This window comes from Methylobacterium carpenticola (assembly GCF_042748905.1).
Classification (GTDB): domain Bacteria; phylum Pseudomonadota; class Alphaproteobacteria; order Rhizobiales; family Beijerinckiaceae; genus Methylobacterium; species Methylobacterium carpenticola.
The window spans coordinates 996,256-1,018,424 of sequence record NZ_JBHZEO010000001.1 but is presented as its reverse complement, the minus strand read 5'-3'; the positions used below and the strand labels follow the sequence as shown (position 1 = coordinate 1,018,424).

Genomic DNA, 22,169 nt, shown 5'->3' with positions numbered 1-22,169 from the left:
AGACCCCGTCTCCGGAGCTTAGACCCCCGCATGGCTAATCCTGCTAACTCCGTCGCCGTGGCGACGGGGTCTCTCGTCGTGACCGGCTACCTGACGCAGTTCGTGGCGGGTGAGTACGACCTGTTTTTGTATGATGGGAAGGTCGTCGTCATCGATAAGATGATCTCGACCAGCGAATTACGCCTAAAGCAGCCCTGGCCGGGGCCGGATCTCGACGGCGCGACTGGGTGGGTCATTCAGAATTCAGGTCCGGCACTGAACTCGCCCGCGCTCGTCAACAAGCGCGTCACCGACCTCATCAACAAGTTCGAGGCCGGTCCGATCAAGGCGGATGCGGCTGGTACGCTCGCGCAGCGCGACCAGTACAATGGGCAGCCGGTCGGCTTCATCTTCCTTGCGACGAGCCCGGCGCCCTGGACGCTCTACACCAAGCTCGCCAACACAAATACGGCCGCGGACTGGTCTCCGGGGCAGGCCATCTACAATAAGGCCGACAGCACCGTGGAGGCCATTGCGGCGGCGGCGACTGCCACCAGCGCGCGCGACACCGCCGTGCAGGCGCGCGACACCGCCATGTCGTCTGCAAGCACGGCGAGCGCTGCCGCGGTCACGGCGACGGATGGCGCCAGCCGCGTCCAAGGTGTGCTCGATCGGATTGAGGTAGCGCCGGAAGACTTCGGGGCGAAAAACGACCGCCTCGCCGATGATACCGACGCGATCCAGGCCGCCATCAATTATCTTCGCACCCTGCCAACCGGCGGGATGCTCACCTTCAAAAAGGGCAAGGGCTACCGCGTCACCAAGGGCATCGAAGCCTATGCAACGGTCCGGTTGACCCTCCGGTGGGAGGAGGGAGCCCGCGTCTACGTCGATACCCTCGGCGTCGAGAAGGTCATCTTTCGGTTCACTCACCCGACCAACCCCGCGACGCGCGGTCAGGCGGTCTGCCTCGATCGTCCGTGGATCGGCATGCACGCGGGCGTCCCAGCGGGACAGGCGGGACCCGTGTTCATCGAACTGCGCAGCGCATCAGATTTCGCGATGAACGGCCCGTGGTTTCTGAGCCATTACGGGAACAACACGGTCATTCGCTTCAGCGACATGTTCAATTGCAAAATGGACAAGGGGATCGTCTGGGGCGGAGGCTGCCAGCGCGTCTACAAGCAAACCAGCGCCAAGATCAGCGGCACGTTCGGATCGACGGCGCTCGTTGCGAATGCCGATGTGTTCGACGGAAACGACGTCGGGAAGACGATCTACGCTCAGACGATCAATGGCGGACAGATCTTCAAGATCGAGAGCGTGATTGACGCACGCAACGTCACGACGACGGAGATTGCTTACTCGACGTTCACGAATGTCAACCTGACCTTCGAGGGCGTGCGCGGGACGATCGCCAGCGGATCCACGACGCTGACGCTCAATGCCCCCGTGCTGACGCAGGCGGACGTCGGCCGCGTGGTCTACGTGCTTAACGCCCGGGACAGCTCAGCATCCGGCTTCTACCCCGGCAATCCCCGCCGCCCGCATCGGGCCACGATCACCGCCGTCGATGCAAGCGGCGCCGTCGCGACCCTGGATCGGGCCACTAATGCCGGCGTGACGGACCAATACGTGGTCTTCTCCCCTGCCGTCGAAATCTTCATAGATGGCGGCGGAAGCAACGACATCGTCTGGCAAAATCTCCACATCGAGGAACTGCGCGGGACTGGTCTTGTCGTCGAGCCGTGCCAAAACCTCTACTTACCCGAGCTGAAGCTGCATTGCCAGAACAACGTAACGAACAATCAATCGAGCATGTTCGGGGGCATCTTCGCCGGGTGCTACGGCTACGCATACGGTGATTTCGAGGGGACGTCGATCAACGATCTCGGCAAGATCTACACGTGTTCGACGTTGGCCGTGCTGGGCATCCCGCACGCGACGGGACTGGCGAATAACGGACAAGCCTTTGTGTACGGCGAAAATCACCATACGACCGGCCGGGTGATGGTCGGCGATCTGTCCCTCGCGGGCGAAGCGGCGACGGCGACGCTCGATCGCGTCGTCACCATGGGCGGCGGCTCGGGCGAGATGTACCTCACGGGCACGGTGGCCTGTCCTCGGACCGTCTATCCCACCGTGGTCCGTGACAAGCGGCGGACCCAGCTCTCGCCGATCAAGCTCCCCGCGTCACTCACCGGCGCGCGCCGGATGACGGTGGCGGAGGATGCGGGCACGCAAGCGCTCCTCGGCGTCATGTCGCCATCTGGTGGCGCCTTCGCGGGTTACGGCTTTAGCGGGACGCTATCGGCGCCTGCTCGGGTCGGCGACTACGGCACGCTCCTCCTGCTGCGCGGCGTAGGCATGGCTTCGGACGGCAACCTGAGAGACGCTGCGTGGATCACCCTGCGCGCCCGCACGGCGGCCGATGGAAAGATCAGCGGCGAGATAGTGATCTCGACTGCTGATGAGGGCACCGCGCCAGTTGAGCGGCTGACGATCACGCAGGCCGGTCACATTTTCCCGGTCACCAATGGCGGCCAGGACCTTGGCTTCAGCGATCGACGCTTTCGCAACCTCAACGCCATCAACATGCGGTTCGGCGGCGGGCGGCTTCTGACCTCCGGCACAGGGTCGCCCGAGGGGGTTGTGGCCGCACCTCCCGGATCGATCTACATGCGAGAGGATGGAGAATCGAACACGACACTCTATGTCAAAGCTAGCGGCACTTGGAATACTGGCTGGGTTGCCAAGTAAACTAAAGGGATCCGCCGCATGCCGCGGCTGGATTTTCTCACGACGGACCTCATTTCCTCGATAATCGGAGACACTTATGACCGCCTCTGTCGCGGGCGCGTTCGCGCGCGTGCGCACCGCCGGCTTTGTCGGCCGCGCCGTCCGGCTTGCAGACATCGACCTGCCCGCGGCCGGCTACCTCATTGGCGTCGGTGAGGACGAGATGCACGCGGTGCTCGACGTCGAGACCCGCGGCGGCGGGTTCGACCCACAGAAGCGCCCGAAGATCCTGTTCGAGCCGCACGTCTTCTACCGCAACTTGGTGGGCGCTGAGCGGGACCGGGCCGTGCAGGCGGGCCTCGCCTACAAGGCCTGGAAGGCCGGCGCCTATGGGGCCGAGAGCGAGCAGTACCCGAAGCTGCTGCGCGCGATGGCGATCAACGAGACCGCTGCCCTGAAGGCATGCTCCTGGGGGCTCGGGCAGATCCTCGGCGAGAACTACGTCTCCGCCGGCTACGACAGCCCGCAGCACATGGTGGTGGCCTTCGTCGATGGCGGGGAGAGCGAGCACCTCCAGGCGATGGTGCGCTTCATCAAGGCGAACCATCTGGACGACGAACTCCGCGCCCACAACTGGGCGGCCTTCGCTCGCGGCTACAACGGCGCGCAGTACAAGGCCAACAGCTACGATACGAAGCTGGCCGCCGCCTACGCGAAGTGGGCGAAGATCAAGGACACGCCCTGGTCCCCGCCGAGCGAGGAGACGGTGACGGGGCCGATCCCGACGCCGCCTGTCGCCGTGGAGCCGCTACCTCCTCCGGCCGCCCTCTCGCCGACGGCGCCTGCGGCCGCCAAGCCGCCGGCTCCGGCTGAGCCGGTACCCGCTCCCGCCCCGCGGCCCACCGCCGAGACCGGCTGGCGGGCGTGGCTCTCCAGCTGGACGCGCCTGTTCGGCTGACCTTCCCGCGCCGGCCGGGCCCGCCGCGCATCCAAGATAGCGGCGCCACCATCCAAGCCAGCGCTCGCACCATCCAAGACAAGGACACCGCCATGAACCAGGAACAGCTCCTATCGCTCGCCCGCACGCTCCTCCAGATTGGCGGCGCGCTCGCCGTCGCCCGCGGCTGGATCTCCGCCGAGCAGATGGCGAGCCTCACCGATCAGCTCATCATCGCGGCCGGCGCGCTCGTGATGATCGGCACCACCATCTGGGGGCTGGTCGCGCGCTCAAAGAAGAACCTCGTCGCCGCGGCCGCGGCCCTGCCCGAGGTGGCCGAGATCAAGGCCTCCGCCCCGATCGCCAGCGCGGTCCCGAGCGACAAGGTGCAGCCGGTCACGCGATGATCAGGCTGCCGTGGTGGGCGACGGCGCTCCTGACGCTGGTCGCCAAGGGTATCAACCAGTGGCTCGCCAACCGGCGGGCCGAGCAGGCGCTGCGCGACCTCGGCGCGGCTACACAGGCGAATGCGGCCCGCGCTGAGGCGGAGCGCCAGGAGGCGGCCGCCAAGGCCGCGGCTGAGCGCGCCGCGGTGGAGGCCGAGGACCCGGCCGACCCGTTCCTCCGGAGGGACGCATGACCTTCACCTGCGCCGCGGCCGGGTTCTTCGTATTCGCGTGCATCGTACCGGATCAGCAGATCGACGCGGCTCGGTTCTGCAAGACGGCGAGCCCGATCACCTACTCGGGCAAGGACACCCCGGAGACGCGCCGCCAGGTGCGGATCCACAACGCGAAGTGGACGGCCGTATGTGGCCGCGGCGCCGGGAGGCCGTGATGGGGCTGTTCGAGCGTGACGCTGCGCATCCGGCGGGCCCCTATAGCTCGGAGCGCATGTTCGAGTGGTCGGCCGCCGTCATGATGGTGCTCATCGCCCTCACCCTGGCGATGCCCGGCGACACGCTCGAGCGGGGCGCCCTGAAGCCCATCCAGACGCTCGGGGTGACAGAGGAGGGGCTGGCCGTCTTCTTCGGGATCTGCGGGGCGCTCCGCGGGGGCGCCCTCTACCTCAACGGCCACATCAACAACGGCCGGGTGAACCCGTCCGGCGCCATCATCCGGGCCTGGTGCGCTCTGTTCTCCGCCCTGGTCTGGGGAGAGATGGCGCTCACGCTCTTCATCGACGCCCTGAAGGCGAACGCGCCCGCGCTTGGCATCCCGATCTTCGGCACCCTCACGATGTTCGAGCTACTGTCCTGCTTCATTGCGCGCAAGGACGCTGTGCGGCGGCAAGACACCCTTGAGGGACAGATCGAGGCACTGCGGGCGGAGGCGGTGAAGGCGGGGATCTCGCTGGTGCCGCGATCCTCGGCGGGGAAGGGAGAGCGGGTCGATGGCTGAGGCCGGGTTCCTGAAGGCGATCTACGATTCCCTGGCTGGTTTCCCGCTCATTCAGGCGGCGGTCGGTGCGCTCATCCTGTTCTTCGGGCTGCGCCTGATGCTGAAGGCGGACCGGATTAAGGACTCCGCCGTGGCATCCACTCCGCCGCCAGTCACCGAGGCGCCTGCGGTCCACTTGCAGGGCACCGTCGCCTACATGGACCTGATGAAGGAGAAGCGCGACCTGCTGCGGGACATCCTGGACTGCCAGCGGCGCATCGCCGAGTGCATCCGCATCATGCGGGATGACACGCGGAAGCAGGTGGAGCTGCTGGACAAAATCGAGCGGGAGCAATCGGTCCAGGGGCGAGCGCACCGCGAGCACTGATTCCGTGTACAACCTACATCGATCAAGCCTAGCCGCCGGATACGCGGCTAGGCTTGATCTATTGGGACCACTAAAAGGCAGAATTTTGACTTACGAACTTCGAATACCTATGTATTTCTGCAATCTCCTTGTAAACAATTTCCAATTTCTCAGCCATTATCTTGTAGTGAAAACGCGACGAAAAACTAAATCTAGCAGCCCGTGACATCTGGCTTCGGAGTTCTTTGTTTAGTACGATTTGCTTCATCTTCATATACAAATCTTGCTGATTGTGTAGTTCCGCGAGAAAGCCATCAACGCCATCGCTGATTACTTCAGGAACTCCGCCGGTGCTGTATGCAACCGAAGGCACAGAACATCTCATAGCTTCAGCATAGATAAGCCCAAATGACTCATACAACGAAGGAGCAAAAAATACATCGGAACGTCGCATTAAGTTATCTAATTCGAAACTAGACAAATAATTATGGCGGATCACTCTATCCGGATACTGTTCCACAAGTTGATCAACAATTTTACTGTTTACTTCATCGACTTTCTCTCCAACAATATCCAAGTGGATATTGATATTCTCGTGCAATAAAGCTCTAGCAATAGCCACAAGATCTTTTATGCCTTTGCGCGTCTCTAATCTACCAACAAATAAGATCCGAATTGGACTTTCAATATCAGCTTCACGTTCCGCCTCCCTTTGTTGCAGAACATTTTCTCCGTTATCAATATCTTCAATGCCGTGCGGCACAATTGCATGCGCCTTACTGTATAAGTCCATGTCATAAAGATTTCCAATGTCTTTCATGATAGCGTTCGAGTTTGCAAGAATAAGAGGCGCCCTTTTTAATGCCTGTATTTCTGCGGATATTACACGAAGAACATGATTATTATAATATGATTCATCTAATTTCCATTCAGGTTTGGAGTCTAGCATTAAGCCAGCACAAGTATGAAGGCTTAAAACTACGGGTACCGAACCGCTGCCAATAGCGGCGGCTCCCTCCACATCCCAAATAGGTGAACTCGCGACCTGGAACTGTCGGCGCGGCATTATTCGGCGCATCTCAGAGAACTTTCTCTTTGATGTATTAGCTAACGATGGCGGCAACCCAAGGCAGTCAATTTCCAGAGAATCAGCTTTCTCAAAACATCCAACGTTATGCGACCAGAAATTGTTAGAGTTAAAATCACAATATTCCTGTTGATCGCTACATGAAATATCGCCTATAACGGTGATTTCGTTTCCTCTTTCCGCAAGTCCTTTTGCAACAAGATTGGTCCATCTACCTATCCCACCACTCCGTTCGTGCGAATGATCTTGTGAGAACATGCACAGACGGAGAACATCTGAATCGCGCTTCATACTCCGATGCACAACAGGACTTTCAATGGAGTGATATTTAGAAAGTCGATTCTCGTGAGATAAGTGCAAATTGTCGAAATAGTAGTCGATGCCGGCAATTATTCCTTGAGCCGACTGATACATCAGGGCCTCGAACTGCTCGCGATCGATTTCACCGCGAACTAAGGAATCAATCTTCCAAATATACTCATCAGAATAAAATTGGCTTAGTCGTTTAACTGCCTCATCCCATCCAACTTCAGGAACACCATGACGCATTGCAAAATATGCAATGCTGCGCGCCGTGGGGAACATATTTGTCGCCACCTTCTTGGCAGTGCGGAGGTGGCTAGGCGCATACTTGTGGTGAATTTCGGCGTCTGGGAGCATCTCACAACGCAGCCCGAGATCATCCATTCTTTTGTTTACATCGGTCTCATCAAGGAAGTATGCGAAAATCTCATCAAACCCGTTGATGCGCTTCAACGCATCAACGCGATATATAACATTAGTGCCGGTCAAACTTAGATACATTCTCTTTCCTTTTGAAGGAAAGACAACATATTCAGCATTCTCGCAAGGATAGCCCTTCCCAAACACGTCACAGTACACGTATTTTGCCTGAAAATTTATACCGTTTGCGTCTCTGATGAATCCTCCAAGCGCGACAATATCTGTGTTAGAGTCCAATTTTTTTATAAGCAATGACAGCCAGTCAAACTCCGGCACGGCGTCGTCATCGATAAACGCGATGTATCGCCCTCGCGCATTCGCAATTGCAATATTTCTGGATACAGCCAAATTTGGCTCTGGATTGTCAAATACACGCACATTTTTTGAAGTCTTTAGAAATTCAGTTGTGCCGTCCGTGGAGGGGCCATTTACAACTATAATTTCAAAGCTATATTCACCTCGCAACCGGCTCAACGCTTCAATCGTGCGCGGAAGGGTAGCGATTCGATTGTACGTGCATATTGCCACCGTCGAGTCACAAGTATTGTGATTGCGCAATTGGTGAGCAAGGGACATTTTAACAGCCATTTCTAGCACTCACTTCGTGCAATAGCGAACGTTCGAATCAAATTTTACTTCGCTCAAGCAGATCGATGCGCCTGTGCAATACATTGTAACCAATTTCAGCCGCCATGGCTTCGGGCGTCATAACTAAAAATCGCAAAGAATTTGCTTGATTTACAACCCCTTCAAGTTTGACGAGCCGAACTCTTTTGGAACAACTTTCATCAAACCGATCAAAATTCAAAGCAATGATTGAATTCCACATCTCAATCCGCCCTGCGTGGAATTTAAACCACACAGTATTTCGTTGGTTATCATCGGTACGAGGTCTTTGTAGGAAATTTTCCACCCCCCAATTTCCCCCTATATGATTATTAACTACAATTGGCCCACTTTCATCTCTTACACCGATGTACAATAGCGTATCCATAGCAGATTCGTCCATCAACGATATGCTTGAATACTCATGCTGGAAGGTGATTTGATGCACCACATTTGGTATAATCCGCGTACTCAAAATCATATTTTGACTTCCTTTAGATGCATTGCACAGCCGATAGCCAAGGAACTTGGTGCCAGAAGGACATCGCCGGACTTTATGATCAAGCGCTAACCTTTTAACGGCCGCAAGTCAACCTCTGGTTAATTATTGACCGACACTGTTGTACGACCGCCAGTTAAATATTAACGTATATAAACATTATAGCGCAAAAATGTTATGATGTCATTGCGATGCCCCATCTGTTACATACTTTCAGCTCTCAATATTTGATATCTTGCGGTAGTCTCGATATTGTCATTCGTATATTACGGTATATATTTAAAATGACTAGTCTGTGCGACTGAGATTATAGTACTTACATTTTGCATCTTGCAGATCTCCACAAATTGCTGTGAACGTGTTTGACTTTATAAAGGCAATGAGGGGTCATTCAATTGTGGTGACCTCTCAGAACAAGTTCGATGACTAGATTTAAAGATATATTCTAAGCAGATTGTGGACAAATTTGTACAAGATGCCGTCGTTTCTCAAAACTATTGATATTGAATGATTATCGATCGGATGCGTGATAAATGTAGCACTGTCATGCATTTTGAATTTTTCAACCTGACGCCAATCATCCCAAAAAAACTCGTGCTCGTGCGATGACTCAGATCTTCCGATGTTGAATATCAGTTTTGTATGTTTCGTATTTTTATATAGCTCTCCCACATCAACAATTTTCACGCCGGGCACCATTGTGCATTGCCCAGTAAACAGATTGCGAGTTTGTGGTGAGAAGGTCACGCAGCAATTGGCATGGCAGTGAAAGGAGTAGAGTAAGGCCCCATAGCCGCCACTGCTTTGCCCACAAAAAGCAGTTTTGATGATTTTTTTGTCTTCTATAAAACTACTCAGCCAAGATCTCCCGTCCTCTATAGAGGCATGTCCGGGAATAATACCTTTTGTGTACCAGCTAAATTTATGATCTCGAACAGCAAGAACATTAAAACCGGTTTCATCGGCGAGCTTTGAGCTAATGTATGGCTCATTAATACCCCCAAACCAGACGATTAGTGTGTCTGACGTGTTCTGATAGTATTTGAAGCCAAGGTCTTCATCTTCTTTTGACATGATTGTAACTACTTTCTCAACCATTCCTCGGGAATTTTGAAATCGTCGCCAATTTTCTTAGATATTTCTCTCGCCGCCTGATGTTCAAATACATTATCTTCTTGGCCGTTTGACTGGATCATTGTTAGATTTGATCCGTGGTCCTTGACATAAATTACCATTGGTTCATCTGTCGTTGTAAGCTCTCGTTTGGCAAGCCTGAAATCATGTTTGTAGCTCTTATGCCCTTGTAGTTGGTTGAATAGCTTCCAGGGCGAGAAATCGACCATTGCGAATGGTAGATCATCTTTTCTGAAGAAAGCAGCAAGACAACTGCCGCATCCTTCCCAAAGGGGCAATTTTAAATCTTCCAACATATTCAAAGCTACGCGCCGGGGTTCTGAAACAACGAAACCACCATTGAATAGCATGGAACTTTCAGGCGCGTGAAGTCTAACTTGAGCGACAAGCTTTGAGCTAACGAGGTCATCTGCATCGAGCATCATAACATGACCACCGCCGGAGTCATGCACATGCACAGCAAGCCTTCTTAATTTACTAGCTTTATCATAGCGTATTTCATTGATTGTCGCCCCTACCCGTGGAGGGCCTAATGGCGCGTCGATAAATTTTATTTGCGGGAAATCTTCTCTGAATGAAGGTGGAATCTCATGACAACACACTGCGATTTTTACGTCACTCATATCAGATTGCGATAGACACGCTTCGAGCGTCGCCCTCAGCTTTGCACAGGCGCTCCTGAAATCTCTTGCGATCTGCGCAGATATAAATGGGATAACAAAAAAGAACTGTGCTGGCATGGCTGAACATGTTTCCCTATGGAGTAATCGATTCTGAGTTCATTTTCGTTGTGATAACATGTGTAAAGCAAGGTAGCCCCTACCCGCAGCCAGCCGCAAGGCAGGGGGCCTTTGTGAGCAGACGGAGTGCGGTCGTTCCGACTATCTCCTTGAGGTTTGCGGGTCCACAGGGCGCAGCCTTGCGGCTGCCATCTGTCTGCGCCTGCGTTCGGAGATCTCCATCCAGTATTCCTGAGCGGTCATTCCTGCCGATCCGGCCATGGCAGATCTCGCCCCACCACCTTGTAGCTCGCCGGCAGCGGGCCCGCGCTGCCCATGCCCCAGCCCGTCTCCGCGTGGGCGCTGGCGTAGTGGGCGAGCATGTCCCGGCGCACCTCCGGCCGGCGTGCCCCGCATCTCGAGCACCGCAGGCGCGAGGCGTACTGGTCCGTCGTCAGCCAATCTGGAAACCGGTCCGTCGCGATCACCGCCTCATGGCCGCAGCCGATCCGCTGGCAGTAGACGTGCATGGTCGTGATGCCGGCGGCGCGTAGCTCCGCCGTCGTGGATGCCTGGGCGCGCTCATGGTCGTAGTGCGGCCCACGAGGCATCAGCCGCCCGCGATCTGCTCGGCGAAGTCCTCCGGGATCTCCCCGAACCGGCCCAGGATCGAGACCACGTCCAGCTCGCCGGTCTCATCATCGGCCACGATCTTGAGCGCTGCGGCGCCCGGCATCCGCGCGGCGATCGCCTCCGCCCGCTTCAGCGCTCCACTTTCGGTCGGTGCCACGTCGCGCGTGCCAGGGCGCAGCTTCTTACGGTGGATCTCGAACGTCTGAACCACGAACGTCGTCCGCATCGTCATAGGTCGCCTCCGGGCTGGCTCGCTCTCGCGCATGTTCTGATTTTGTTCTAGCACGAACGATGCGGGGGAGAAGCAGGCCATCTGCAATCCGGTTGATGGTCCCGTCGTGGAGGCGCGCCTGAACGCCACCCGGATCCACATCGATCCTGGCGACGGCAAGGAGGATACGTTCTCGCGGATCAACGGCGCTGGGCGCCTTGGCCGCATTTGCCACGCGGTCAAGCCACGCAAGCACAAGATCCTCGAGGGCCTCGGCCCTGAGGCGGCCGACCGGACACCGCGAGGGGTCGCCATGCGTGATGTATGTCGAGGCGTAGTAGCGGTAGTGGCGGCCGCGCTGAAGGGTCGAGGTGTGGATCAGCGCTCGGCCGCCGGGGCCGTAAGCGAGCCCTGACAGGAGCCCGGGCGGTCGAGGGTTGCGACGTCGCAGGGGGCGAGGCGGGGCATGTACAGCGTCCCAGAGGGAGGGCGGCACGATCGCCTCGTGAGTGCCCACGTACCACATCCCGCGATGCACCGAATCGCCTCGGTAGTGGCGGTTGCGCAGCGCCTTGCGCACGACCGAAGCCGTGAATGGCGAGCCGTTACGCTGCTGCGCGCCCATCTCTGCGAGTGCCCGGGCAACGGCCGTGGCGCTGCGTAGGCGGGTAAAGGCCTCGAAGATCTGCCGGACGATCGCTGCTTCAGCCGGCACGACGGCAAGACGCCGATCTACCCGCCGCTCCACGATGCGGTAGCCGTAGGGTGGGTGGCCATTGAGCCAAAGACCTCGCATGCGCGATGCCTTGACCTTATCGCGCACGCGCTCCCCGATGACCTCGCGCTCGAATTGCGCAAAGGACAGGAGGACGTTGAGCATGAGGCGCCCCATACTCGTCGTCGTCGCGATCGGCTGCGTGACAGCCACGAAGCTCACGCCATGGCGGTCGAGCAGCTCCACGAGCCGACTAAAATCGAACAGGGAACGGGAGAGGCGGTCGATCTTGTAGACGACGATGACGTCAAGGCGCCGTTCCGCGACGTCCGCGAGCAGGCGCTGCAAGGCCGGCCGCTGCAACGTGCCACCCGACCAGCCGCCATCATCGTAGAGATCAGGCAGCGCGATCCAGCCCTCACCTGCTTGGCTTGCGATGTAGGCAGCGCAGGCAGCGCGCTGGGCATCCAGCGACGAGAAATCCTTGTCGAGCCCATCCTCGGTCGACTTGCGAGTGTAGATGGCACAACGGGGCATGGTGGCCGTCATCCGAATGGCGGCCCCGAAGGCACCGTCGCGACCCTGGCTAGCCGACGTTGTCTAGCTATGATCCCGTCATGTGCAATCTCTACAGCCTCACCCGCTCGCCGGACGAGATCCGACGCACCTTCCAGGTGATCCGCGACGAGACCGGCAACCTGCCGCCGCTGCCTGGGATCTTCCCCGACCAGATGGCGCCCGTGGTGCGCTCAAGCGAGGACGGGCGCGAGCTGACCATGATGCGGTGGGGCTTCCCGCCGCCGCCGAAGGCCGGTCCTCAGCCTGTCACCAACGTGCGCAACGTCGCCTCGCCGTACTGGCGGCCCTGGCTCAAGCCGGAGTTCCGGTGCCTCGTGCCGGTCTCGTCGTTCAGCGAGTACGCTGACACCAAGCCGCGCAAGACGCCGGTCTGGTTCGCGCTGTCGGAGGAGCGGCCGCTGTTCGCCTTCGCTGGGATCTGGCGGCCCTGGACGGGCGTCCGCGGCCCCAAGCGCGACGAGCCGGTCGAGGAGGAGCACCGGCTCTATGCATTCCTGACCACCACCGCCAACGGGATCGTTGGACCGGTCCACCCCAAGGCCATGCCGGTCCTGCTCACCACACCGGAGGAGTGGCGCACGTGGCTCGAGGCCCCGGCCGACGAGGCCCTGCAGCTGCAACGCCCGCTGCCGGACGACGAGATGATGGAGGTGGCGCGGGGCGAGCGGCGGGATGGGGCGGCCTGACCGATCAGGGCATTCCCGAGCGCGCCCTGTAGGTCTGCACGACTCCATAAAGGAGCGCGAAGCCGATCAGGATCAGGGCCACCACCAGCAACTTGCCGCGATGCCGCGGGCCCTCACTGGGTGGGGAAGCCATCGCCCAACAGCCCTGCGCAGGTGGCCCGCACCTGCCGCGCGAGGTGTTGCCAGCACCGCTCACCGCGGTCGGCCGCTACCTGCACCATGGTGCCGCGGAGCGCGAGGAGGCGTGCCACCATCTCCTCCGGCTCGGGACGTCGCTGCAGCAGCAGCTGGGCATAGAGCCCCACGTACTCGGCGACGAGTGTGTCGATGAGCGCGGCGTCGGGTGTCCTGGCGGAATCCTGCACATCTCGCCTCGCGCGCTGCCCGGGAGGGGTTGCGGCGATGCGTTCATCCGCCCTCAAGGGTTGCATCGCAAGATATGCATCATCATGACTTCGCGTCAACGAGAACATTCCGGAAAATTGGAAAGGCACTTCCCAGACAAATCACGAACGCCTTGGTGGGGATCGCAGCGTCACCCGTTGGGCGGCCTGTTGCGCTCCGACCAATAGCCGCCACCCTTTACGATCCAGGGCAATCCGCCATTACCAGCGCCATCCACCGCCTATTCAGCGGCGGAAGCTCGCAACGCCCATCTCAGTCGACCAAGCGAGCCGACCGAGACGCCGAGTTGATCTGCGATATCTGCGCGGGGCCGATCTGCTAGGATCAATGCCGCTACGTCCGGTGCCCGCCACCAACCCGCTGGCCGCAGCGACGCGCCGAACAGAGCGGCGCGCGCCTGCGACACGCTCCCGACCGAGCATCCGTGGCGAGCCGCGAATGCGTCGATCGTCAGGTCCGCCAGATCGGCTGCCTGCGCCTCCCACCACGCGGCCCGGTCGGCGATGTAGTGGTGGCCGAGCAGGCGGCGGATGCGCTTGATGGAGGTGGCGCCGAGCGGCAGGCCGAGCACGGCACCGCCCCGCGCACCGCCCGCGGCCCGGAACCGCTCCATGTGCTGCGCGAGTTCGGGTGTGACGATCACGCGCGGGCCACCGGCGCCCCGTCCCCGGGGCTCGCCGTGGGGCCACCCGAAGCAGATCGGGAAGCCGTGTTGAGTCGGGCGCTCCTCGCGGACATCCCATGGGTCGCCCCAGGTGTCGGGGACTTGCCGGATGATGGTTGCGGCTCGCGCCATGCCGCTATGTCCGCGGAGAGGCATCGGCCTCCCGAGCGAGGGCGCGCAGGGCGTGGCGCACCAGCCGCTCCATCGGCGTGGCCCTGCCTTGCTCCCAGGCGCGCAGCGCCGGCAGCGACACACCGAGGGTCGCCGCGAATTGGGCCTGCGTCTCGCCCCGCTGTGCCCGAGTGATGCGGAGCAGGTCGGCGAGAGGCACGTCCTCATCCACCGAAGATGCGGCGATCGCCTCCATGTCGGTCTTGCTTGGCCGTGGCATCTCTGGCAGTTTCCTTGACATCGCGGCCTTGCCGCGCGGATTTGCGCAAACAGATTTCTACTAGGTCATATGGACCTCTAATCGCGGGCATGTCCTGCGCGGATTGAAGCACGATCAGCCAGTACAATCGACCTGAGCCCGAGCAGCAGCACACGCAGCTCGGGCCAAGTCATTTGGCGAGCATGCTTGCGCCAGGCCTTGAGCCGTGACCGGCTGACCTCCAAGGCAGCGGAGGTCGCGTCCAGATCGTCGATATCCTCGACGAGCGGGCCCGCGGCATCCCCCTTAGCCAGGGCGTCCGCGCCCGCGGCGAATGCGGCAAGGATCTTGTCGTCATCCAGCTCAAGCAGGCGCTTGATCTCGATGTAGACATCGGCCGGTACCATCGCCGTGCCGAGGTCAAGGCCCGCGACCACCATGCGCGGGCGCGCGGCCCGTTGGCCGTGACCGTACTCGCGGCTCACAGCGCGCCTCCCATCTCGATGATGCTGCAATCCGCGAGCATCGCTGCGGGGGTCGGATACCGCCGATACGTCTCTGCGTTGACGCGTTCGCGCTCCGCCGTCGTCGCAACGGGGCACGCCTCAAGGCCAGTGGCGAGCGTCGCCCACCACTGCCGCGAGAGGCTGACCGCCCTCAGCCCACGGACCATGCCGGACGCGGTGTCGACTGTGGTCACGGTGAGGAGGCCGCGGTGCTCCTCGTCCCAGGCATAGACCGCCCTGGCCGCGGCCACGAGCGGCCCCCGGGTCGCGTCGCCGGCATGGGCGACCGCGGCATCGAGATCGATGCCCGCGCCAGCCATCACCACGTAGATGATCGGAGACCGCACCAGCAATCCGAGGCGGATCGGCGCGCGCGTGAGCGCCTCGACCTCGTTGACGCTCGGCCGAGCAAGCCCGGCCACCAGCATCGCGTTGAGGCTCCGCTCGGCCGGCTCGATCGTCATCTGGAGGCCTTCGCCGGCGAGGGGACCGGGATAGGGATCGCCGACACGGTAGCGGATAAGGGACATCTCACGGTTCACTGCTCAGCCCTCCATCTGCGGCAGCCTCGCGCAGATCCGTTGCAGGGTCATCGGGGCCAAACCCCGGCGCGCCGAGGTCTCGCAGCGCGACACGCACGGGGCGCCTCCGGCCGGCGTGGGGCGCAACGGCCTCCTCGGTGAGCGTCTCAGGAATCGGCAGGGTCGCGTACCAAGGAGTTTGGCCGACCATCGTATCTGCGGTTTGGATCGGCAACGGGTCGATGAGGGTCGTCACGACCCGCCCATCCGGGAGGCGATATTGGGCGACCCATCCGTCGTCGATGCAGCCGATGAACTGCGCCAGAACGCGCCCCTCGGGGACCTGCGCTTGCGCCCTGGCCAGCTGATCCGCTTCCTCCTTGCTATAATAGGCGGCGGCGGCAGCCTGCACCCTGCGCATGATCTCCTCGGCGTAGGAGATCAGCGTCTCAAGCTCAGGACGGGAGGCGAGAGCAAGCTTGACGATCCGCCCATCCTTGCCGCGCACGTTCGTGGACCACACCTCCCGCCCGTCGATGGTTTCCCGCTTGGCGGATGCGATGATCGGGGCATCCGACCCAATTCCAGCGACCACGGCCGGCTCGGGCGTCCACCTGATGTAGGAAATCACCTCGTCGATCTTCGCGACCTCGCCCCGATCGGACGGTGGCGGCTGGGGGATCGCAATCGGCAACTCGACAGGATCGTTGCGCCCACGTTGCAAGGTGACCGTGATCACGGGGCCATCCGGAACAGTGCTCCAGCGATCCGCCAGAGCCTTCTCCCGCTCTTCGGCTTCCGCGTTTTGCCGCGCTATGGTCTCAAGCCGCTCCCGCACGTTTCGCTCGTGCCTGTCCCGCTCTTCCTGCGCCTCCGCCTCAACCCGCTCCCGCTCGCGCAGCAGAAATGCTTCCGCCTCCGCCTGCGTCGCCTCGCGGAAATAGACGTACCGGACCCGGCGGTCCCAGAGGTGCGGCGGGTAGATGCCGTCGTAATCCCCGCCGTCCAAGCGCCACACGTCACCCAGGCCCTCGACCAAAACAGCCCGGCCGTGAAGCATTGCGACGGATCCTACGGCCGGCGCGTCCCACTCCAGAACCGGGTAGCGGTTGGCTCGCCTCTCTGCTGCCTTGGCATCGCGCGCCGCCTGCTCGGCACGGCGCTCCGCGTTCCGGCTTGCGAGTTGAGCCGCAACAGCCTGATCCATCGCTCCGATGATGGCATGCAGCGCATGGGCTTGGTCCATCGGGATCGACCACGTCTTGTGGTATCCGTCAAATTTTGCACCCGGGATGGTCTTGATGAGACGCACCGCTTCGGGGTCGTATGCGAATACGACGTCCGCCCGAATATTTTTGTTACCGGGGATGAATTTAACGTTCTGAGTTGAGATCTTGCGCCCATCGGCGCGGAGCGCTTGGAAATAGGCCAAGCCTTCGAGGGGGGCTGCCGGTGCAGGGCGCCCCTCGAATTCTGCGTCGCGGCGGGCCTGCTCTGCGGCCTGCTCCTGCGCGGCCCGCTCAGCTTGGCGCTCCTCGGCCCACCGCAGGGCGCGGCTGACGGCGAGCTTGCCCGGGATGTGCCACGACTTGGTCTCGGCTCCCCAGCGGGCCTTCGGGAAAGTGGCCTTCAGCGAGTCGTTGAGATCCTTCTCCTTCTGGAACTGGACCGCGGCTCCATCGTGGAGCGCCGTGATCTGGATGCCGCCGATCGTGTGCGTGGTCATGGTGTCGTCTCCCGCCCCAGTGCCGGGGCGCGGCGCCGGCTCGCGACCGGCAGACAGAAACTAACATCTCATATTAGTTCGTCAAGCCCTCGGTCCGTCACGCCGGCCTCGCCAGCAGGATCGCGGTCCGGACCGCCATGCGCTTCTGCCCCTCTGACGCGTCCTCTTTCGCGAGGACGTCCCGGACGTAGGCGTTGGCGAGGATGACCGCGGCGAGGTCGATTGCGACGCCGTTTGTCATCAAGCGCTTGCCACAGCGGCCTCCGAGTGTGGGGACGCGTACACGCCGCGCACAAATCGGCATCCTCACCGTCGCGAGTTTGCGCTCCTATATAGCCAGTCCGAAGCTGCCCGTGCATTCTCATTTGGCGATTCGTGATATGGCGGAGCCACCTAGATCCGTATCAGGCGACGTCCAGTGGCGGGTTGATGGCTGGGAGTAAAAGTTATGTTCTGGAAAGCCGATCAACTGCAAGGGGTACTGTTTCCAGCCCCAAACACGCCAATTTTGGACGCCGCGGATATTTGGAGAATGCTGTTTAACGGGCAAATGCCCGAGGCTTATCAACGCGCGCCAGGATTTCCAGCTCCCTCATCACAAGCCGATGGCGCCATGGGCGAATACCACCTTCAAGTATCTTCTGCGATAGGTCGCATTGACTTTAGATTGAGCTCAAATGTGGATGCGGCAGAGGATGGGCCTCCGCGGATCGCCGAAATTTTACCAGCGCTTGAAGTGCTTTGCGCGCTTCAATCAAGAATTATTGGCAATCTACAAGTTATAAGAGTGGCAACCGTCCTAAATCTGGCGATGAGCTTCAAAGACTCCGAAGAAAGATATAATAAATTCTCTGAATTCGTTCCAGATGCTAAATATCCAGCAAACGCATCAGATTTTGTATACCAATATAATGTTCGTAAAAATTTTGAAGGACCTGGAGATCATGAGATGAACAGGGTGCTGACCTGGACGTCAAATGAGCTGCAGATGCTTGCGATGCAAGTAAATATTCCGACTTTGGGCGCCCAGCAGATACCCATTAAGTCATATCCGTCTATTGGTTGGAAAATTGACCTCAATTCTGCGACAACTTCTGATATATCGGAGTACGCCAAGTCTTTCATTTTCCAACAGAAAGAAGAAGCGATGCGGATCGTCAAATCGGGACGCTTGTAAAAAAATATAACCCTAGAACTGCACTCTATAATATGCACGTTGGCCGATATGGACATTAAACGCGATAGAACATTTAGGTTCGTCGTTGTGCCTAGTCTAGGCTCGACAGAATCTCCGTCTGCAATAACCAAAGAAATAGAAAAACATTGGAGCATATTATCATCCATTACACCGAGCGCAGCAGAGGCTCGGCCACTGCTAATGGTTAGGTCGATTCCTACTGTGAGTACCAGCGCGTCAAGTTCTGACTTGAATATATTAGCCCATCAGAAATACAGGCAAATAGAACAAGATTTAGAAGAACTCAGCGTTTCAGAAGACGACGATGATAGAGTAGATGATGGCACTATAAGCACAGCGCGTTCGTTGGTCGCGCAGATGAAAAACAGAGAACTGGCGCCGCCCGAGCTTTCTTGGCTAGGTTCGGAGGCGATATTGATGTTATGGGCATTTGGCAACACAAAGATCGCCATAACTATCACTGATGGGGAGTTTGGTTACACTGTAAGACGGAATCGGCAGACAATAGAGAGAAAATCTAATATAGATCCGAACAACTTCAGTCTTTTGAGGATAAATTAGGGCATGACGATCGAGGCTGATGATGAAATTTCCCGATCGATTATTTTCGACAAGGCGTTTCAAAATTCGATACATGTCGATAAAGTCCTTTTTGTATTCGGGCAATCGAAGGAGGATGGTAGGTCTCATGAGTCTGCGATACTTCGGCGTTTAGCGCCTGAAGATACAGATGTTCATCGCATAGGCTGCAAAATTGCACATAAGCAAAACCAAAGAAAGAACCCTCCGCCTGGGCCAAAAAGAAAATACTACTGTGGATTTCGAACTGCAAAATACAACAATATGCAACTATCGGGAGACAAATGGGAGATTTTTTTAACAATTGCGCCAGAAGACGGGGAGGAGTCGCACGTAGATGTTGCCTTGATGGTTCACTCGGAAGATAGAAACGAGCGCGCAACGATCAAGACTGACGCAGGCCTAGCTCTTGCTGAGGCTTTTGGCCCTGCAGTGGAATATGTATGCGAATGCGACCATGGTGACGAACATCATCCCCTGCACAAGGATCCCGAATGCTTAAAAAGAGGCCTCGCACCGGTTGATGTCTATTATATAACGAAACAATTCTGATAGACATTCAGCAATAAGGGGAGGATTTTACCAACATGCGACGTCATTGATTTCTCGACGCCGTGCGACAAATTTATACATCTTTCCAGAAGACTAGGGCGTCTCTGCAAAGTCATTTGAGCCAGAGCATGGTCATGCCGAGCGTGACCATGGCGAGGTAGTTGGTCGCCCGCTTCTCGTAGCGGGTGGCGATGCGGCAGTACTGCTTGCGCCGGTTGATCAGCCGCTCGACCTTGTTGCGCTCGCGGTATGCGGCTTTGTCAAAGCCGGGCTGGCGCGGTTGGTCCCTACGGGTCGGGATGACCGGTTCGATCCGGCGCTGCCTGAGGCGGCGACGGGCCGGTGGGCTGGAATAGCCCCGATCACCTGCTGTCCGGCGGGGACGCGGGCGTCCGCGCCCTGGACGTGGCACCGCCCCCCTTATCCATCAGCGCGTCTAGCGCGGACTGCTCGTGGCGCTCACCGGCCGTCGGGACGGCCGTGATCGGCTTGCCCCCGCCCTCAGCGCGCAGATGCATCTTGGTCGAGAACCCGCCCTGACTGCGCCCGAGCGCCCCGTCCGTGCCCCAGCTTATCCCGCACGCAGCACCACAGGTGGACCCGCGGGAACTCGCGGTTTACCTCGTACACCGGGTAGACGCAGGGCATCAGGACCCCGCTCCAGTCGCCGCGGCGGATGCCTGATGTGGGATGCACCCCGAACAGCGTGAGCGTGTCCCAACCGAGTGCGCGCGTAGCGCCATCTCCCGAGGCCGAGCAGCTTCCAGAGGCCGCTTGTCAGCCGAGCTTGGCCTGCTACAGGAATGCCCTCTCTCGTTGAGGAGCCTGCGGTGGGCCGGACCACTGGCGGGCTGGATCGCAAGAGGGCTGGTGACGACAGGGCGGCTTCGACCAGTTCTCGTGGCCGATCCCGTGAGGCTCAGTGGGCCGGGTAGTCACGAGAGGTTCGACGCAGCGGGGAACAGGAACCGCGGCGCCGGCTCATGGCCCACTCATCCCTCGTGCCGACATCCGTCTGTCGGCTCCTGCTGACCAGGTTCACCTGGATAAGCGCGGTCCCGGCTCCATCGATGGCACGCTAGCCGGCATGTCCGATGCCGATGCCGACACCTTCGCCCGCCTGCTCCTCACGAATGCGGCGCTTCGAGCTGAAAGCGCCCGGCTGCGGGAAGAGCACGAAGCCCTACGCCGTGCTCTTCGTACCAGCAGGTCGGAGCTCGCGTCCGTCGTGGCCAAGAGCGCAAGCATACGCGCCCGCTTGAAAGCGCTGCGATGAAGCCCCGGCATTCACGCTTTAGGTGGTTCCCTCATCCGCGTGAGGATTGACCCGAGCTGGTCGTGGCGCTGCGAGCTGGTCCCGCACTCCTCACACGCCTTGGCCCGCAACTCCGTCAGATCGCCGTGCAGCTGGTGCTGCTGAGCCTGTAGGATCTCGATCTCCTGTAGGAGACGGTCGCCCGTGCGTAGCAGCACAATGACCTCGGCGAGGAGTTCGGCCGCGTAGTCGCGCAGCGGATCTGGCAGTGGCATGCAGCGCCTCCCCAAACGGTGAGCGACCCCGCCAGCCGGAAGGCATAGCGGGGTCAACGCAACGCGTTGGTCACCGGCCGACTGGTGCGAGGACGAGAGGGCAGGCGCGCGGGATCAGAACAGCCGATCTTCGGGTCAGTTCCAGGGGCGCCGCCGAGCGGCTGGCATTCTGCTCCTAGGAGACCTCGAGCCCGGCCCACTCGACCTCAAGGCAGCTCCTCACCCACCTCTCCGCATCCCCGGCGGTATCGAACGCCTCAGGCGCGCGGTGGGCGCAGGGACCAAATCCCGCTTCGAGGAACCAGCGGCCGGCGAGTTCATCGCTGACCGAATTGCGGAGCTGCGAGATGATGGCGACGAGCCGGCCGTTCGCGAACAGCAGGAGGCCGTCTTCAGGCTCGGTGAAGGTGGCAATGCGGACTGCCTGCGAGGCAAGTTGCAAGGTCATGGGAGGCACTTAGGAAGCGTGCCGGGCGCCTGTCATCCACCCGAAAAGGCAATTTTCGCCTGCAATGTGCTGCATCAGGAGCGGGGTTGTGCCGACAGCAAGTGACGGCAGCCCGCGCATTGCTGGGAACAGCCACTCCTCCGGCCGGAAGCCGGGGCAGGGCGCTTGGCCCGGCGACAGGCTGGCGAGCCCGCGGGACCATTCGAGGACCGTAGGTGTGAAGGCGAGGCTGGGTGAGTCGAACATGGCGCGTCCTGGGGAGGATGATGCCTCCACATGAACCTGTCGCCAGGGCTCGCGGGCCGGTTCACAGGTTCAGTGAACCTGGGATCACTTCGCAAAAAAGGCCGCCCTTGCGGTGCGGCCCTTGTGATATCAGAGGGTTAGATGGTGGGCGCGACAGGGATCGAACCTGTGACCCCTACGATGTCAACGTAGTGCTCTCCCGCTGAGCTACGCGCCCCTCGGAGCGGCCCTTGCGGGAGGCAGCTCCGGTGTGAGGGGGCGTATAGATGGGCCGCTCGGGCTTGGCAAGCGCCATTTCGAGCCGGCTTCGCGGAAAAGCGGGACGATCGCTCCGAAGCGGCGGCGCCGGCGGACGAGCGCTCGCCCCTCCCTTCCTTGCTGCCCTTCCCGTCCGGGGACGCCTGGGATAGAGGCCGGCCATCGATCGGGCA

At 59.7% G+C, this 22,169-nt stretch carries 26 protein-coding genes, 1 tRNA gene and 1 pseudogene; 10 read left to right on the top strand and 18 right to left on the bottom strand.

All coding sequences use genetic code 11. The annotated features are described in order from the left end of the window. Positions 1-78 precede the first annotated feature (78 nt). The 7 genes from ACE101_RS04870 (at position 79) to ACE101_RS04840 (ending at position 5,422) form a co-directional block, all read left to right on the top strand. Positions 79-2,739 carry a pectate lyase family protein gene (locus ACE101_RS04870; protein WP_379126432.1) on the top strand — a complete coding sequence of 887 codons (2,661 nt, stop codon included), beginning with the start codon at positions 79-81 and terminating at the stop codon, positions 2,737-2,739. A gap of 76 nt (positions 2,740-2,815) precedes the next feature. Further along, the gene (locus tag ACE101_RS04865; RefSeq protein WP_379126431.1) at positions 2,816-3,676 is read left to right on the top strand and encodes an N-acetylmuramidase family protein; all 861 of its coding nucleotides are present in this window, start codon (positions 2,816-2,818) and stop codon (positions 3,674-3,676) included. 92 nt (positions 3,677-3,768) lie between these two features. After that, a complete protein-coding gene (locus ACE101_RS04860) occupies positions 3,769-4,062 on the top strand; it encodes a Pam3-gp28 family putative phage holin (RefSeq protein WP_379126430.1) in 294 nt (97 codons plus the stop codon). Continuing rightward, the gene (locus tag ACE101_RS04855; protein ID WP_379126429.1) at positions 4,059-4,295 is read left to right on the top strand and encodes a peptidoglycan-binding protein; all 237 of its coding nucleotides are present in this window, start codon (positions 4,059-4,061) and stop codon (positions 4,293-4,295) included. Before ACE101_RS04860 ends, ACE101_RS04855 begins: the two co-directional genes overlap by 4 nt. Continuing rightward, positions 4,292-4,492 (top strand): hypothetical protein, encoded by a 201-nt coding sequence (locus tag ACE101_RS04850; protein ID WP_379126428.1) that lies wholly within the window; start codon positions 4,292-4,294, stop codon positions 4,490-4,492. The genes ACE101_RS04855 and ACE101_RS04850 overlap by 4 nt, the downstream gene beginning before the upstream one ends. Further along, entirely contained in the window at positions 4,492-5,055 is a 564-nt protein-coding gene (locus ACE101_RS04845) for a hypothetical protein (RefSeq protein ID WP_379126427.1), read from the top strand. Before ACE101_RS04850 ends, ACE101_RS04845 begins: the two co-directional genes overlap by 1 nt. Then, positions 5,048-5,422 (top strand): hypothetical protein, encoded by a 375-nt coding sequence (locus ACE101_RS04840; protein ID WP_379126426.1) that lies wholly within the window; start codon positions 5,048-5,050, stop codon positions 5,420-5,422. Before ACE101_RS04845 ends, ACE101_RS04840 begins: the two co-directional genes overlap by 8 nt. 70 nt (positions 5,423-5,492) lie before the next feature. Here ACE101_RS04840 and ACE101_RS04835 read toward each other — a convergent pair whose 3' ends face one another. The 7 genes from ACE101_RS04835 to ACE101_RS04805 all read right to left on the bottom strand — a co-directional run bounded on the left by ACE101_RS04835 (position 5,493) and on the right by ACE101_RS04805 (position 12,277). Beyond that, complete coding sequence (locus ACE101_RS04835) at positions 5,493-7,799, bottom strand: glycosyltransferase (RefSeq protein ID WP_379126425.1); 2,307 nt, start codon at positions 7,797-7,799, stop codon at positions 5,493-5,495. A gap of 37 nt (positions 7,800-7,836) precedes the next feature. Beyond that, positions 7,837-8,220, bottom strand: coding sequence for a hypothetical protein (locus ACE101_RS04830; RefSeq protein ID WP_379126424.1), 384 nt, complete (start codon positions 8,218-8,220; stop codon positions 7,837-7,839). A 528-nt stretch (positions 8,221-8,748) separates the two neighbouring features. Further along, positions 8,749-9,414, bottom strand: coding sequence for a hypothetical protein (locus tag ACE101_RS04825; protein WP_379126423.1), 666 nt, complete (start codon positions 9,412-9,414; stop codon positions 8,749-8,751). Continuing rightward, on the bottom strand, positions 9,399-10,190 hold the full coding sequence (locus ACE101_RS04820; RefSeq protein ID WP_379126422.1) for a hypothetical protein: 792 nt from the start codon (positions 10,188-10,190) through the stop codon (positions 9,399-9,401). Before ACE101_RS04820 ends, ACE101_RS04825 begins: the two co-directional genes overlap by 16 nt. Positions 10,191-10,429: 239 nt before the next feature. Continuing rightward, positions 10,430-10,780: a hypothetical protein gene (locus tag ACE101_RS04815; RefSeq protein WP_379126421.1), complete on the bottom strand. Its 351-nt coding sequence runs from the start codon at positions 10,778-10,780 to the stop codon at positions 10,430-10,432. Further along, the gene (locus ACE101_RS04810) at positions 10,780-11,034 is read right to left on the bottom strand and encodes a hypothetical protein (RefSeq protein WP_379126420.1); all 255 of its coding nucleotides are present in this window, start codon (positions 11,032-11,034) and stop codon (positions 10,780-10,782) included. Before ACE101_RS04810 ends, ACE101_RS04815 begins: the two co-directional genes overlap by 1 nt. After that, the gene (locus ACE101_RS04805; RefSeq protein ID WP_379126419.1) at positions 10,985-12,277 is read right to left on the bottom strand and encodes a recombinase family protein; all 1,293 of its coding nucleotides are present in this window, start codon (positions 12,275-12,277) and stop codon (positions 10,985-10,987) included. Before ACE101_RS04805 ends, ACE101_RS04810 begins: the two co-directional genes overlap by 50 nt. A 68-nt stretch (positions 12,278-12,345) precedes the next feature. Between ACE101_RS04805 and ACE101_RS04800 the strand changes: the two genes are divergently transcribed. Next, on the top strand, positions 12,346-12,993 hold the full coding sequence (locus ACE101_RS04800) for an SOS response-associated peptidase (protein WP_379126418.1): 648 nt from the start codon (positions 12,346-12,348) through the stop codon (positions 12,991-12,993). A gap of 113 nt (positions 12,994-13,106) precedes the next feature. Here ACE101_RS04800 and ACE101_RS04795 read toward each other — a convergent pair whose 3' ends face one another. The 7 genes from ACE101_RS04795 to ACE101_RS04765 form a co-directional block, all read right to left on the bottom strand. Next, the gene (locus ACE101_RS04795) at positions 13,107-13,358 is read right to left on the bottom strand and encodes a hypothetical protein (protein WP_379126417.1); all 252 of its coding nucleotides are present in this window, start codon (positions 13,356-13,358) and stop codon (positions 13,107-13,109) included. Positions 13,359-13,618: 260 nt separating this feature from the next. Beyond that, entirely contained in the window at positions 13,619-14,041 is a 423-nt protein-coding gene (locus ACE101_RS04790) for a hypothetical protein (RefSeq protein ID WP_379126416.1), read from the bottom strand. Between the two features lie 157 nt (positions 14,042-14,198). After that, a complete protein-coding gene (locus tag ACE101_RS04785; protein WP_379126415.1) occupies positions 14,199-14,453 on the bottom strand; it encodes a helix-turn-helix domain-containing protein in 255 nt (84 codons plus the stop codon). A 77-nt stretch (positions 14,454-14,530) separates the two neighbouring features. Next, the gene (locus ACE101_RS04780; protein ID WP_379126414.1) at positions 14,531-14,917 is read right to left on the bottom strand and encodes a hypothetical protein; all 387 of its coding nucleotides are present in this window, start codon (positions 14,915-14,917) and stop codon (positions 14,531-14,533) included. Next, entirely contained in the window at positions 14,914-15,480 is a 567-nt protein-coding gene (locus tag ACE101_RS04775; RefSeq protein WP_379126413.1) for a hypothetical protein, read from the bottom strand. The genes ACE101_RS04780 and ACE101_RS04775 overlap by 4 nt, the downstream gene beginning before the upstream one ends. Continuing rightward, positions 15,470-17,185, bottom strand: a complete 1,716-nt coding sequence (locus ACE101_RS04770) for a hypothetical protein (protein ID WP_379126412.1) — start codon at positions 17,183-17,185, stop codon at positions 15,470-15,472. The genes ACE101_RS04775 and ACE101_RS04770 overlap by 11 nt, the downstream gene beginning before the upstream one ends. Before the next feature lie 97 nt (positions 17,186-17,282). Then, on the bottom strand, positions 17,283-17,489 hold the full coding sequence (locus tag ACE101_RS04765) for a hypothetical protein (RefSeq protein ID WP_379138479.1): 207 nt from the start codon (positions 17,487-17,489) through the stop codon (positions 17,283-17,285). A 144-nt stretch (positions 17,490-17,633) separates the two neighbouring features. Between ACE101_RS04765 and ACE101_RS04760 the strand changes: the two genes are divergently transcribed. Both ACE101_RS04760 and ACE101_RS04755 read left to right on the top strand, forming a co-directional pair. Beyond that, positions 17,634-18,362, top strand: a complete 729-nt coding sequence (locus ACE101_RS04760; protein ID WP_379126411.1) for a hypothetical protein — start codon at positions 17,634-17,636, stop codon at positions 18,360-18,362. 585 nt (positions 18,363-18,947) lie between these two features. Continuing rightward, the gene (locus ACE101_RS04755) at positions 18,948-19,514 is read left to right on the top strand and encodes a hypothetical protein (protein WP_379126410.1); all 567 of its coding nucleotides are present in this window, start codon (positions 18,948-18,950) and stop codon (positions 19,512-19,514) included. A gap of 112 nt (positions 19,515-19,626) precedes the next feature. On the opposite strand, the pseudogene ACE101_RS04750 reads toward ACE101_RS04755, so the two are convergent. The 4 genes and pseudogenes from ACE101_RS04750 to ACE101_RS04735 all read right to left on the bottom strand — a co-directional run. Then, positions 19,627-20,080 (bottom strand): annotated as a pseudogene (locus ACE101_RS04750) (IS5 family transposase); the annotation flags it as partial. A gap of 721 nt (positions 20,081-20,801) precedes the next feature. Further along, positions 20,802-21,044 carry a hypothetical protein gene (locus tag ACE101_RS04745; protein ID WP_379126409.1) on the bottom strand — a complete coding sequence of 81 codons (243 nt, stop codon included), beginning with the start codon at positions 21,042-21,044 and terminating at the stop codon, positions 20,802-20,804. A gap of 175 nt (positions 21,045-21,219) precedes the next feature. Beyond that, positions 21,220-21,492, bottom strand: a complete 273-nt coding sequence (locus ACE101_RS04740; RefSeq protein ID WP_379126408.1) for a hypothetical protein — start codon at positions 21,490-21,492, stop codon at positions 21,220-21,222. Positions 21,493-21,880: 388 nt separating this feature from the next. Continuing rightward, a tRNA-Val gene (locus ACE101_RS04735) sits at positions 21,881-21,955 on the bottom strand. Between the last annotated feature and the right edge of the window lie 214 nt (positions 21,956-22,169).

Bases quoted from the DNA above. Each gene is read 5' to 3' on its own strand.
- ACE101_RS04865 (WP_379126431.1), top strand. From the start codon at position 2,816: ATGACCGCCTCTGTCGCGGGCGCGTTCGCGCGCGTGCGCACCGCCGGC.
- ACE101_RS04860 (WP_379126430.1), top strand. From the start codon at position 3,769: ATGAACCAGGAACAGCTCCTATCGCTCGCCCGCACGCTCCTCCAGATT.
- ACE101_RS04855 (WP_379126429.1), top strand. From the start codon at position 4,059: ATGATCAGGCTGCCGTGGTGGGCGACGGCGCTCCTGACGCTGGTCGCC.
- ACE101_RS04850 (WP_379126428.1), top strand. From the start codon at position 4,292: ATGACCTTCACCTGCGCCGCGGCCGGGTTCTTCGTATTCGCGTGCATC.
- ACE101_RS04845 (WP_379126427.1), top strand. From the start codon at position 4,492: ATGGGGCTGTTCGAGCGTGACGCTGCGCATCCGGCGGGCCCCTATAGC.
- ACE101_RS04840 (WP_379126426.1), top strand. From the start codon at position 5,048: ATGGCTGAGGCCGGGTTCCTGAAGGCGATCTACGATTCCCTGGCTGGT.
- ACE101_RS04835 (WP_379126425.1), bottom strand. From the start codon at position 7,799: ATGGCTGTTAAAATGTCCCTTGCTCACCAATTGCGCAATCACAATACT.
- ACE101_RS04830 (WP_379126424.1), bottom strand. From the start codon at position 8,220: ATGGACGAATCTGCTATGGATACGCTATTGTACATCGGTGTAAGAGAT.
- ACE101_RS04825 (WP_379126423.1), bottom strand. From the start codon at position 9,414: ATGGTTGAGAAAGTAGTTACAATCATGTCAAAAGAAGATGAAGACCTT.
- ACE101_RS04820 (WP_379126422.1), bottom strand. From the start codon at position 10,190: ATGCCAGCACAGTTCTTTTTTGTTATCCCATTTATATCTGCGCAGATC.
- ACE101_RS04815 (WP_379126421.1), bottom strand. From the start codon at position 10,780: ATGCCTCGTGGGCCGCACTACGACCATGAGCGCGCCCAGGCATCCACG.
- ACE101_RS04810 (WP_379126420.1), bottom strand. From the start codon at position 11,034: ATGACGATGCGGACGACGTTCGTGGTTCAGACGTTCGAGATCCACCGT.
- ACE101_RS04805 (WP_379126419.1), bottom strand. From the start codon at position 12,277: ATGACGGCCACCATGCCCCGTTGTGCCATCTACACTCGCAAGTCGACC.
- ACE101_RS04800 (WP_379126418.1), top strand. From the start codon at position 12,346: ATGTGCAATCTCTACAGCCTCACCCGCTCGCCGGACGAGATCCGACGC.
- ACE101_RS04785 (WP_379126415.1), bottom strand. From the start codon at position 14,453: ATGCCACGGCCAAGCAAGACCGACATGGAGGCGATCGCCGCATCTTCG.
- ACE101_RS04770 (WP_379126412.1), bottom strand. From the start codon at position 17,185: ATGACCACGCACACGATCGGCGGCATCCAGATCACGGCGCTCCACGAT.
- ACE101_RS04765 (WP_379138479.1), bottom strand. From the start codon at position 17,489: ATGCCGATTTGTGCGCGGCGTGTACGCGTCCCCACACTCGGAGGCCGC.
- ACE101_RS04760 (WP_379126411.1), top strand. From the start codon at position 17,634: ATGTTCTGGAAAGCCGATCAACTGCAAGGGGTACTGTTTCCAGCCCCA.
- ACE101_RS04755 (WP_379126410.1), top strand. From the start codon at position 18,948: ATGACGATCGAGGCTGATGATGAAATTTCCCGATCGATTATTTTCGAC.
- ACE101_RS04745 (WP_379126409.1), bottom strand. From the start codon at position 21,044: ATGCCACTGCCAGATCCGCTGCGCGACTACGCGGCCGAACTCCTCGCC.
- ACE101_RS04740 (WP_379126408.1), bottom strand. From the start codon at position 21,492: ATGACCTTGCAACTTGCCTCGCAGGCAGTCCGCATTGCCACCTTCACC.